Consider the following 13,007-nt stretch of genomic DNA (forward strand, 5'->3'; position numbering starts at 1 on the left):
CAGACCAATTAATAATATCAAAATTCAAATCAATTAATTTCACCCAACGGGTTATATGGAGAATCAAAAAAAGCTTATAGCAATTTTAGTTGCACTCTGTATCATCTTCTATACAGTTTTAGCAGTCTGCAAAGGACCATTTTTTCCAATAGTTAAATTTCATTACTGTGCTGGATTCATAAAACAATCAAAAGGTGATTTGGTTGGTTGTATCAACGAATATAATGCCGCGAATGATTGGGACAAAGAGTATCCTACTGCATACATTTCCCGGGGTAGTGCCTACATGGATCTAAAAAATTATGATAAGGCAATTTCTGATTATACGATGGCGATAAAGTTATCTCCCGAAAATGAAGAACCTTATGCATACAGAGGAAGAGCTTATTATGAAATTAATAAACTTAATAATTCAAAAGATGATTTTGACAAAGCAATTCGTTTAAATAAAAATTTTAGATATGCTTATTCAAATAGAGCACTTCTGAAATATACAAAACTAAATAACAAAGCCGGTGGCTGTGAAGATTTAAAAAAAGCAGCCGAATTAGGCGATGAAGATTCTAAAAAATATTTAGAAAATGATTGTTGTAATTGACATATGAGCAAAGTATGTAAAACTTAAACATTAAATTTCAATCCAATAAAAAATAAATTTAAACATATAAAATGCTTAAAAAATTAATTATAATAAACAACAAAAATAGTATTATAAGAACATCAAACTGCCTGATAATCATATTGATTTTGCACTTACTATTTATATTCCTGATTTATTGCTCAGTAAAATTAAGTTATAGTAATCCATTGATTCCTAAATATCTGGCTTTTGAAGTTTTTGCACCCTATGCTCAGAAAGGTTTGATGATTACGGCTGGGTTATTAATTGTAATGCCCTTAAAGTTTTTTAAACAAAATTTATTTGCTATAATAATCTGTTTAGCAGTAATTGCATTTTATTATTTGACAAATTTTGAACCTAACTTTGCAGAATATCAGAAATAAAAACTAATTTGCCAACGCTTTATAAGCAACATTTAAATCTTCTTTATGAATCAATTACAACTTAAAATAAAAGCGTTTTCCCTCTTCATTATTGCATTAATCTACACTAATGTTATTTATTCACAAATTGCAGATAACAAAAACAACCTAATAGCAACTGGAGCTGTTCTTACTAAATTATCAGATCAATACAGCTTTACAGAAGGACCTGTGGCCGATAAAAAAGGGAATGTCTTTTTTACTGATCAGCCCAATAATAGAATCATGAAATGGTCGGTTAATGGTGAACTTTCTGTTTATATGGAAAATGCAGGAAGAGCTAACGGTTTGTATTTTGATCATAAAGGAAATCTTTTGGCCTGCGCCGATGAAAAAAATCAAATCTGGAAAATAGATAAAAACAAAAATGTTACCATATTAGTTAACGACTTTGAAGGAAAACGACTGAACGGCCCTAATGATCTCTGGGTTGATCCTAAAGGCGGTATCTATTTTACGGATCCTTTTTACAAAAGAGAATATTGGAAACATACTTCTAAAGAAATTGAGAAAGAATGCGTGTATTATTTATCTCCGGATAAATCTAAAATTACTAATGTTGACAATGACCTTATAAAACCCAATGGTATTATTGGAACTTCGGATGGTAAAATGTTGTATGTCGCGGATATAGAAGCAAACAAAACCTATTCTTACACCATCACTAAGGATGGTACTTTAGCCCGAAAAGCACTTTTTATTGAATCTGGCTCAGACGGAATAACGATCGACGAGTCCGGAAACCTATACTTGACCGGAAAAGGAGTTTCGATATTTAATCGATTTGGAGACAAAATAGCGCATATTGATGTTCCTGAACCCTGGACAGCAAATGTTTGTTTTGGTGGAAAAAAATTTAAAACCTTATTCATTACTGCCGGTAAAAGTGTCTATACGCTTGAGATGAATATTTGCGGAATGAATTGATTTACAAATATTTAAAAATTAAAATAATATTTTCTAAACCAATTTCAAAAAAGTTCTCTTACTTCAAACTGCCAATAAATATTTTAGAATCCTAATTTTATTGTTACTCTTATTCAAAAATAAACAAACGAAAAAATTATAAGAACATTTGAAATAGAGAACACACCATTTCCGGTCCAGCTGGAATACCTTGAATTTGAAAAACTGACCGATACTGCCAGCAGACTTACCATTCAAATAGTGTTTAAGTCAGTCAATTTAGAGAGTAACTTCTTAAAATGCCATTTGCGCAAGGCATTAATATGGCTCATAACCTACTTCAGGAAATTGTGTTATCATTAAAACAATAACAAATAACAAAAAGAAATAAAATTATTTATTGGATAACTAACGTTCGGCTCACATTAGGTATGGTTTCGACAGGAATCGTTTAACTTATTAAACTGAAGGAAGAAGTTGATAAAACCAATTTGCATTTAGGATATCCAGTTTACTTTTTGACTATTATTGGCGTCTGGAAATTACTGAGATCAATTGTCTTACTTCTCCCCAAATTAGGATTATTAAAAGAATGGGCTTATGCTTTCTTTTTAATGACAGGAGCTCTATTTTCGTACTTTGCGGTTGGTCATAAAACAATGGAATATTTTGGTACTACATTACTTTTACTGCTTATATTTTTATCCTGGCACTTCAGACTAACTGATAAAAAAGTGAGTTAAAAACAAATGAATTCAAAATGCTGTAGTAAATCCATATTCGTTTTTACTTCCATAAATGATGAGTATTAAATGAAAATAAAAACGAATAGGAATTAATTTATGAGACAATTAAGTCTTTTAAAGTTTATTATTGTTTGATAATTTTTCTGACAGTAGTGCCCTTATCAGACTTAATTTTCAAGAAATAAACTCCTTTTGCCAGATGTGTTAAATCTATTTGACTCAACAATGCCGGAGTATTAAAACTGAATTCTTTAAGTACTCTTCCAACAATATCAATTAAAAACACTTTTTCAATTTCCGTGTTTGCCTGTATGTTTAACAAACCTGTTGTTGGCACTGGATATACGTTGTAGTGATTTATATTGCTGTCAGCAACAGATAACTTGTTTCCAAATTGAGTAGAAGCAGTATTTGTGACGATTGGCGGATTGAAATCGAAATAGATAGCTGCCGTATTATTAATGATATCTCCAGTAACTACATTATTTAATGGTTTTATTTTATAAGCAATAAAGCCTTGTGAGTGAGGTTCATTATTAGTGCTGTCAGGGAGATGGATATTATCGAAGATGAACTTAACCTCTTTTCCGTTTTTTATCTCTACAACACCATTATGACTTAAACTTTCGAGCTGCATAGAAGTCCAGTCTAATTTGTCGTCCAAAATATTTTCAACCTTTACGTTTATAGCACTTGCATTACCCGTATTTTGAAAACGGATGATATAGTGAAGAAATTCATCAGCATCATCTATTAAAACCTGATTACCTTCAAGACAGGCAATATCATTTGGATCATATGCACCGATTACTTTTTGCTTTAAGGAAAAGCTGTTATCCTGTTCCGTGTTATCACTTCCTGAAAGAGAAATTGCGGTTACACTAGAAGTAACTTCATCATTTATATTAGTCACAGGCGGTGAGAAAACAGTAAAATTCAAATCAATAGTCCTGGTTTCGAAAGGTTTTAAATCTGCGTAATCAAAAGTGAGTGTATTAGCAGTTTGTGAGGAAGCGGTTTGAGTCGCAGTCAGGAGACTAAGTTTATTGTTATTGTATTCAAATTTCACACTCCCGTTTGATGTTGTTGTTCCCATATTTCTGTAAACAATGCGATACTGTGTGCCGAAACCTGGTCGAATATCATTTTGTGAAGGATACAAACTAACATTCAAATCGTTTATCTGACCAACAGGAGCGATACAGAAGTCGGCTGAATATTTATTATTCATCCCTGTAAAATTAAAAGAATGCGACGCTGGATTAGCAGTAAAATAGTCTGGCAGCTGAGATGTGATTGATGTGGTAAAATTTCCTTCATTTGCATCAACATAATAGGCTCCGTTTTGATCTGTAAAAGTTGCAAAACTATTATTTCCGTTATCTGAAATAACCATCAGGTTACTACCCTTTATATCGGCACTTGTACATCCGTCTGAATCAGAATCGATCAGGATTTTTCCTTGTATTTTATTTCCTAATGGTCCCAGATTTTCAAATACTGAAACTTTACCAAGTGAACTATAGTTAAACACTGCTAAAACATCAAGATCTTTGTCATTGTCGATATCGACAATATTCACATCCTGCCCTATATTATAATTAGATGTTTCCTGGATAATTTTTCTTTCAGAAAAAGTACCTTTTCCATTATTCTCATACCATGCAAGCATCCCTGATGTTGAATTCCCAGACATTGTAAATACATCCATATCACCATCATTATCGATATCTGCAGCATGAATTGCTTTCCCTAAAATTGGTAGTGTAGAAATATCATGTTTAATGGGATTAAAATCAGCTTTTCCATTACTATTTTCATACCAGACAACTCCATCAAAAGCACCTCCTCCATTTCCACTGACCCCAATGATATCTTTATCTCCATCTCCATCAACATCAACAGGATAAACAGATTCCATATTACTAAAAACAGAAATATAAGGTGACTCAAAATTCCCTAATCCATCAATGTTTTTATAAAAGTACGTGTCAATATTATATGCTGAAGCAATAATATCCATATCATTATCACCATCCATATCCTCTATCTCCAAAGACGTTAGCGAACCATTAGTTCCTCCTGTATCTGCAATTACTTGTTCAGGACCAAAAGTTCCTTTTGAATCAAGGTTTTTATACCACGAAATTCTATTTGAGTTATACACTCCACAAACCAAATCCATATCACCATCTCCATCTATATCCTTAGAGCGGATGATGCTTACAGAACTGATATTGTCAATTACATGTTCAGTCTTAAAATTCCCGAGTCCATCATTTTCATACCAAAACAACACCGGAGTTTTAAGAGTCGCAATATCCAGATCTCCATCCCCGTCAATATCTACAGGATAGGATACAGGAGTAATATTACCAACTGTGACGCTTTCGGTAATGATATGCTGTTTACCATAAAAACCCAATCCGTTTACATTTTCAAACCATGCTAATTTAGCATCATCTTTAGAATTTACTAATAAATCAATGTCGTTATCTCCATCAAAATCACCATAATATACATTGCTTGGATCTCTGACTCTGCGGGCAATTACCAATTGTCTTCCAAAGTTTCCGTTTCCATCAATATTTTTATACCAGGCCACTTTATCATCATCCTTAGATGCAGAAATTATGTCTTTCTTTCCATCTCCATCAATATCTGCCGTTATCACAGATCTTACACCAAAAGCCTTATTTGTAATGACCTGCTGATTACTAAAATCTCCTAAACCGGTTGTATTGCTCATCCATCCAATTTCATTTTTGCTGGTGTATACAATATCAACTTTACTGTCATTATTTATATCTGTTACTAAAACGGAATTGGTTTCATTTGCATTGGATACAAGAATATTTTCATCACTAAAAGTACCTAATCCATCGAGATTTTTATACCAAACAACTTGCTTGTCATATGCTGAGGCAGATATGATATCTTTATCGCCGTCATGATCGATATCTGAGGTCGTGATCGAACTTACTCCTCCGGCCAACTTAGTTATTATTACAGGTACACTAAAAGTACCTTTTCCGTCCATGTTTTTAAGCCATACAATTTTACTATAGTCTGTGTATCCAATGATAATGTCCTGGTCACCGTCTCCATCCAGATCATCGGTAACTAAGAGTGAAGCTGTAATTAGAGCATCATAATTATTATTAATGAGTTGTTCTGGTCCAAATTTACCTGAACCGTCATTTTTGAACCATACTACTTTTGGCTGAGATGGAGACGTTTTGTAAACATTGTAATAACATAGAATATCAATATTACCATCGCCGTCTATATCACTGGTTACTAATGCTAACTTCTCAGTGCCCAGGGTAAAAGCCTGCATGGCTTCAAAATTACCTAACCCATCAGTGTTTTTATACAAAGTGAATTTATTATTTATTGAAGCTATTATGTCAAAGTCTCCATCTTTATCAAAGTCAACGGTATAGAAAGAGGAAATATAACTTGTTACGATGGTTTTCTTTTCGCCAAAATTCCCCAAACCATCGACATTTTTATACCAGTTCAATTGTTCTCCATTAGTAATAATATCCAAATCGTTATCACCGTCAATATCAACTGCACTGACAAATTGAGGACTTATCGTCGTGTAAGAGCTGCCCACAACAATGTTTTCTTGAAATCCTGTTTGTGCATAAAAGTTCGCAGAAACTGCCAATAAAAGTAATAGTAATTTTATTTTCATATATAAAAGGTAAAAGTTTATCTCTTAAAAAAGTTAAGAATCATCTGCCCAAAAATATAAAATTATAATTGATTAGAGTGCCATTTTAAAAACAATAAAAAATTATATTTCCTTCCGGCTAAACCGTTATTATAGCTATAAAATTGAGTTCAATCTGGTTCATTTTTTTAATTCAAGTTTAATTCCTAACAGCTATGCCGCGAGAATCATCCAAACCCACAAGCGACTTTGAAATCTATAAAATTTACTTTTAATTACCATATTTATGAATTTTAAACCTTCGGATTTTTTCATTGGCATAGTTGAGTTTTTCTCAGTTATTCTTCCAGGATCTTGTGTTCTATATATTGTTACCCGCGAAATAATTCGTCCTATGGACAAATTATGTGAAACAGACTCATGGATTTATTATGCATTAAGTTATACATCATTGGACATATAATTTATGCGATTTCTGGTTTGCGGAAAAAAAGCCTGAATAACTTTATGATTATTCAATTTTAAAGTAAAAAAGGTTTTCTAAGAAAAGTTTTTAAAAACATGCCTGAGCGAGAGGGAAATCGTTAATTAAGCAAACCGAAAAAATTAAGAACGAATACTTCAAAAACGAAAGTTATCGTCGACATTAAATTATATGATTGGATTAATATGCTGATTTCAAAACATGATTCTGAATTAACAACAATTACAAAACGATTAGAAGCAGACTCCAACTTTTTTAGAGGCTTAACAATTGCTTGCATTGCAGCATCTTACTTTACTACCAAGAAAATAACATTATTGTTATTAGTATTATTTAGCTATTTATATTTTCATTATGGAGATTTGTCAACAGGAGATTTAATGCTGAAGAATTTGCTTCTTTATACTTAAGTAATAAAAATAAAATGGAATCTAAAAAAACATCTACTGAGAAAAGTAATAACTAAACAAAAAGCAATTTTGTATTCAAAAGTATTTGCATCAGAAAGTTAACTATTGATATAAAACCCCAAAATCTTTCAAAGTATACAAATGAAAATAAAACTTTGTACCTTTTTTATCCTTGCTAGAATTATTTATTAAATACTAAAATAACTTTACTTCAAATCCTTCTTAATCACCAAGTATTTCAAATCAGTGTTTCCAACATTACTAATACCATGTTCCGCATTAGGCGGACAATAAAAACTGGTGTTTGAACCTGCAGTCACTGTTTTTCCGTCGAGAAAGAATTCGGCAGTACCTTCTAGTATATAAAAGAATTCTTCTTCGGGATGATGGTGCGGAGCATGTGTTGATTTCCCGGGTTCAACGATACTCATTTTGAGTGTGTTTTCCTGAGTGAAATTTTTATCGGCAAACCAATATTGATAGCCTGCTTTTGTTTTTGTGGCTTTTTCTGACTCAAAATGATTCACGCAGTTTTCAATCGAATATTTTATATCTGTTGGGGTTGTTTCTTTTTTTATTTCCTGAGCCTGTATTGATTGTGTGATTAAAATCACAACTGCAACTTTGATAACTGATGCTGTTTTCATTTTGTTTTTTATGTAATAATACAAAAAATATTTTGCTGAAAAAACCAAATTTCTCGCATAGCCCAGATGGAAACGGCATCCTTTTATGGCGGGGTTCGCCATAAAAGATATAGTGAACAGCGGGACAAAAGGTGTTTCCAATACGAAAATCACGTGCTCCTCATAAAAATAAATATTTAATAATTCGCTTGATATTACACGAATCTTGCAGCGTTTTGTTACTCATCTATACTGTGATAAGAAAAAATTATAATTAATTTATGTTATAATTAGAAAAACTGCCTTACATTTGCCTAACAGTGTTAAACAATTTAATACTCATTCAAAATGGCAAGCAAAGATCGTATATTAAGACAAAAAGAAGAAACAAGAAATAATATTCTTGAGGCTTCTTATGCGATTGTTAAAGAAGAAGGCTGGAATGGTTTGAGTATGCGGAAAATTGCTGACAAGATTGAATACACTGCCCCTATTATTTACGAATATTTCTCAAACAAAGATGCTATTTTACGTGAATTAACGGGTAAAGGTTTTATTAAATTAGGAAAAGAACTTGAGAAAGCTAAAGCTAAATTTGAAAAACCGGAAGAACAATTGGAAGCCATGTGGATGGCCTATTGGGATTTTGCTTTTACAGATACTGAAATGTATCAAGTTATGTTTGGCGTACAAATGAATTGTTGTTCTGAACAATGTGATGCTGCTAAAACGCCATACAAGTTGTTCACTTCGGTCATTGCTGAAATCATGAAAAATAGCAATCCGACTGAAGAAGTTATCAAACAAAAATATTTCACTTTCTTTTCTATCATTCATGGTTTGATTGCGATTAATATCATCAACAAAAGTGACATAATGGAAACGATCAACAATCAGATTTTAAAAGATGCGATTGGTGGAATCATAAAATCAATACAATAAAAAAATTTCGTTTTCATTTAACAGTGGTAAATGATTTAATTGGTAATTTAACAAATCCTTTTTTACTCTTTTACTTAACAGCGATAAATAATTTAATTAACATAATATAATAGTTTTTAGCATATTACTTAACACCGATAAATAATTTAATACCGATTTATGAAACAGAATTGGCAGGCACTATTATTCAAATTTTTGCATCATATCACTTAACAACGTTAGAAAATTTAATGATCTTAAGCATAAATAACAGAATAACAAAAATAAAAATTTAAAAATGAGAATGTCCAACAAATTAAAACCAATACGAAAATGAAAAATGTAATTATAACCAGCTTTATTCTGGCACTTGTACTTAGCAGTTGTGCAGATAAATCCCAGGCTCCTGCCTCACCACCTCCTCCAGTTTTACCGGTGGCAGCGATAACAACTGAAAACACTACTACTGATAATGAATATCCTGCATCTATACAAGGAACCGTTGATGTTGAAATTCGTCCTCAAGTAAGCGGAAACTTAGATCGCGTTTTGGTAGATGAAGGGGCTTATGTATCCAAAGGACAATCTTTATTTAAAATAAACGAAAGACCTTACCGTGAACAATTTAACAATGCATTGGCCAGTCTTCATGCTTATGAAGCAGCTTTGATTAATGCTCAGTTAGAAGTTGATAAATTAACTCCTTTAGTTCAAAATAAAGTAGTTTCTGATTATCAGTTAAAAACAGCTAAAGCTTCTGAAAAAATTGCGTATGCGAATATTGAACAAGCTAAAGCGATGGTTGCATCTGCAAGAATCAATTTAGGATATACAAATGTAACAGCTCCTGTTAGCGGTTATATTGGAAGATTGCCTAAAAAACAAGGAAGCTTGGTTTCGGCTACTGATATAGAAGCCTTAACGACACTTTCAGATGTGCATGAAGTTTTTGTTTATTTCTCTCTTGGAGAAACAGATTTCATCAACTTTAAATCGCAATACGCAGGAAATTCACTTGGTGATAAAATAAAACACCTGCCTCCTGTTACCTTAATCTTAGCTGATAACAATGCTTATTCTCAAACCGGCAAAATCGATATGGTCGATGGCCAATTCGATAAAACTACCGGTGCGATTACACTTAGAGCCACTTTTCCTAACAAAAACGGAACATTACGTTCCGGGAATACGGGAAAAATCAGATTAGGAATCAATCATGATGATGCTATTTTAGTCCCACAATCGGCTACAATAGAAATGCAGGATAAAATTTTCGTTTTCATTTTAGGTAAAGCAAATAAGGTGAATAAAACTCCAATTACGGTGATCGGAAAAAGCGGAACCAACTACCTGATTAAAGACGGTGTACAATCCGGTGATCAAATCGTATTGAGTGGTGTTGACAAACTTCAGGAAGGCCAGGTTATTCAGCCTGAAAAATCGGCTACGAAAGTTGCCCAAATAATTAACAAAAAATAATTTTTACGACAATGTTCAAAATATTCATACAAAGACCCGTACTGGCAACCGTAATCTCCATTTTATTGGTGATCCTGGGTGTACTTGGACTTACAAAATTGCCTTTACAACAGTTTCCCGATATTGCGCCACCATCGGTTTTGGTAACGGCAGTGTATCCGGGAGCGAATGCAGAAACAGTTTTGCGTTCTGTTGCACCATCTCTGGAAGAATCTATAAACGGTGTGGAGAACATGACGTACATGAGCTCAACAGCGAGTAACGATGGTACGCTTGCTATTACTGTTTTCTTTAAATTAGGAACTGATGCTGATCAGGCTGCCGTAAACGTGCAAAACAGGGTCGCTCAGGCTACAAGCCAGTTACCTGCAGAGGTTATTCAGCAAGGGGTTACGACTGCCAAACAACAAAACAGTTTTATCATGGCAATTGGTATGTATACTGATGATGAAGCCAAATACGATCAGACGTTTGTTGCCAATTATGCGCAGATTAATATTATTCCGGAGATCAAACGTATTCCGGGAGTTGGTGCCGCCAGTATTTTTGGTGGTGTAAAAGATTACTCAATGCGAGTTTGGTTGAATCCAACTCAAATGTCTGCTTATCAGGTTACGCCAAATGAAGTTATGGCAGCGATTCAGGACAAAAGTCTGGAAGCTGCTCCGGGTAAATTTGGGGAAAGAAGTAAAGAAGTTTTTGAATACGTAATTAAATACAAAGGAAAACTAACCAAACCGGAAGATTATCAAAATATTGCGATTCGTTCTAATGCTGACGGTTCTGTGCTTCATTTAAAAGATGTGGCGAGAGTGGAATTGGGTGCTTATTCTTATAACAGTTTAACCCGTTTAAATGGTAAAAAAGGAATCGTAATTGGTGTTATTCAGTTAGCGGGTTCCAACTCAAATGACATTCAGGTTGCGATCAATAAATTGATGGTTAAGGCTTCTAAAGATTTTCCTACGGGTATCAAACACAATATTTTCTATAGCACAAAAGTATCTTTAGATCAATCAATCGATCAGGTAAAACACACTTTATTAGAAGCTTTTATATTGGTATTTATCGTAGTATTTATCTTCCTGCAAGATTTTAGATCTACATTAATACCTGCTATTGCTGTTCCTGTAGCCATTTTAGGAACGTTTTTCTTTATGCAGTTATTTGGATTCTCGATTAACTTATTGACATTGTTTGCCTTAATTTTGGCGATTGGTATCGTGGTAGATGATGCCATTGTAGTCGTCGAAGCCGTGCACGCAAAAATGGAACACAAACATTTGGCTCCAAAAGCAGCAACACATGAAGCGATGCATGAAATAACGGGTGCTATTATCTCGATTACGCTGGTAATGGCCGCGGTGTTCTTACCTGTTGGTTTTATGGAAGGTTCAACAGGAGTTTTCTACCGTCAGTTTGCTTTTACGATGGCGATTGCAATTGTAATTTCAGCCGTAAATGCTTTAACGTTGAGCCCTGCCCTTGCCGCTTTATTCTTAAAAGACAATCACGCAACGCACGAAGGAAATACACCTTATGTGAAACAAGGTTTTAAACAAAAATTCTTTAACGGATTCAACAAAAGTTTTGACTCGTTAACCAACCGTTATGTGGGCGGATTAAAATTCTTAATTCGTAACAAATGGGTTAGTTTAGGCGGATTGGCTCTAATTACTTTCGCTACGGTGGTAATGGTTAAAACGACTCCATCAGGGTTTATTCCAACAGAAGACCAGGGATTTATTGCGATTGCAGTTAATACTCCATCCGGAACATCTCTTGACGGAACTCAAAAAGTAATGACTCAGGCTGAAAATGTTTTAAGCAAGTTAGATGCGTCAAGAGATGTTACCGCTATTTCAGGTTTCAACTTATTGACAAATTCTACCAGTCCGTCTTCAGCAGTGGTTTTTGTGTTGTTAAAACCAAACGAAGATCGTGGCGATGTTAAAAATATAGACGAAATTATGAATCAGGTTCGCGGTAAATTGGGCGAGATTTCAGGAGGAAGTTTCTTCGTATTTAGTTTCCCAACCGTTCCAGGATTTAGCAACGTAGAAGCTTTGGATTTGGTTCTTCAGGATAAAACCGGAGGTAAACTGGATAAATTTAGCGGAATTTCTCAAAACTTTATTGGAGAATTGATGAAACGTCCGGAAATCGCTGTAGCATTTACCAGTTTTAAAGCCGATTATCCTCAATTACAATTGGATATCGATGATGCAAAAGCAGATCAGTTAGGTGTGAAAGTCAAAGATATTCTGCAAACGATGCAGGCGTATTTTGGTAGTGCTCAGGCATCTGATTTTAACCGATTTGGTAAATATTACCGAGTGGTTGTTCAGGCAGATATTGCCGACAGAGCAGATCCCTCAGCAATTGACAGAGTTTCTGTGAAAAATAAAGATGGCGAAATGGTTCCGCTAAATACATTGGTAAAACTAAGCCGTATTTATGGTTCTGAAACCGCTTCGAGATATAATTTGTTTAACTCAATTGGTATAAATGCCATTCCGAAACCCGGATTTAGTTCCGGAGATGCCATTAAAGCAATTGAGGAAGTAGCAGCACAACAATTACCTGCGGGTTATGGATTTGAATTTTCTGGACAAACCCGTGAAGAAATTTCTTCCGGAGGTCAGTCGGCAACGATTTTCTTACTGTGTTTGATATTCATCTATTTCTTACTTGCTGCACAGTATGAAA

At 33.9% G+C, this 13,007-nt stretch carries 9 protein-coding genes; 7 read left to right on the plus strand and 2 right to left on the minus strand.

Features of this window, described 5'->3' with window-relative positions; all coding sequences use genetic code 11:
* Window positions 1-55: 55 nt before the first annotated feature.
* The 3 genes from ABI657_RS17225 (at window position 56) to ABI657_RS17235 (ending at window position 2,693) form a co-directional block, all read left to right on the plus strand.
* Window positions 56-598, plus strand: coding sequence for a tetratricopeptide repeat protein (locus ABI657_RS17225; RefSeq protein WP_348098505.1), 543 nt, complete (start codon window positions 56-58; stop codon window positions 596-598).
* 452 nt (window positions 599-1,050) lie between these two features.
* On the plus strand, window positions 1,051-1,971 hold the full coding sequence (locus ABI657_RS17230) for an SMP-30/gluconolactonase/LRE family protein (protein ID WP_348098506.1): 921 nt from the start codon (window positions 1,051-1,053) through the stop codon (window positions 1,969-1,971).
* Between the two features lie 443 nt (window positions 1,972-2,414).
* Window positions 2,415-2,693, plus strand: coding sequence for a DoxX family protein (locus tag ABI657_RS17235; protein ID WP_348098513.1), 279 nt, complete (start codon window positions 2,415-2,417; stop codon window positions 2,691-2,693).
* A gap of 127 nt (window positions 2,694-2,820) precedes the next feature.
* Here the strand turns inward: ABI657_RS17235 and ABI657_RS17240 are convergent, their stop codons facing one another.
* Window positions 2,821-6,399, minus strand: a complete 3,579-nt coding sequence (locus tag ABI657_RS17240; protein WP_348098507.1) for a T9SS type A sorting domain-containing protein — start codon at window positions 6,397-6,399, stop codon at window positions 2,821-2,823.
* Window positions 6,400-7,047: 648 nt separating this feature from the next.
* Between ABI657_RS17240 and ABI657_RS17245 the strand changes: the two genes are divergently transcribed.
* Window positions 7,048-7,272: a hypothetical protein gene (locus ABI657_RS17245; protein ID WP_348098508.1), complete on the plus strand. Its 225-nt coding sequence runs from the start codon at window positions 7,048-7,050 to the stop codon at window positions 7,270-7,272.
* Between the two features lie 206 nt (window positions 7,273-7,478).
* On the opposite strand, the gene ABI657_RS17250 is transcribed toward ABI657_RS17245, so the two are convergent.
* A complete protein-coding gene (locus ABI657_RS17250; protein WP_348098509.1) occupies window positions 7,479-7,919 on the minus strand; it encodes a cupin domain-containing protein in 441 nt (146 codons plus the stop codon).
* Between the two features lie 327 nt (window positions 7,920-8,246).
* Between ABI657_RS17250 and ABI657_RS17255 the strand changes: the two genes are divergently transcribed.
* The 3 genes from ABI657_RS17255 to ABI657_RS17265 all read left to right on the plus strand — a co-directional run.
* Window positions 8,247-8,840, plus strand: a complete 594-nt coding sequence (locus ABI657_RS17255; RefSeq protein ID WP_348098510.1) for a TetR/AcrR family transcriptional regulator — start codon at window positions 8,247-8,249, stop codon at window positions 8,838-8,840.
* Window positions 8,841-9,152: 312 nt separating this feature from the next.
* Window positions 9,153-10,298, plus strand: a complete 1,146-nt coding sequence (locus ABI657_RS17260) for an efflux RND transporter periplasmic adaptor subunit (RefSeq protein WP_348098511.1) — start codon at window positions 9,153-9,155, stop codon at window positions 10,296-10,298.
* Window positions 10,299-10,309: 11 nt separating this feature from the next.
* Window positions 10,310-13,007, plus strand: a 2,698-nt coding sequence (locus ABI657_RS17265) for an efflux RND transporter permease subunit (RefSeq protein WP_348098512.1), incomplete at its 3' end; no start/stop codon positions are given.

The sequence above is a fragment of the Flavobacterium sp. genome, assembly GCF_039930565.1.
Classification (GTDB): Bacteria; Bacteroidota; Bacteroidia; order Flavobacteriales; family Flavobacteriaceae; genus Flavobacterium.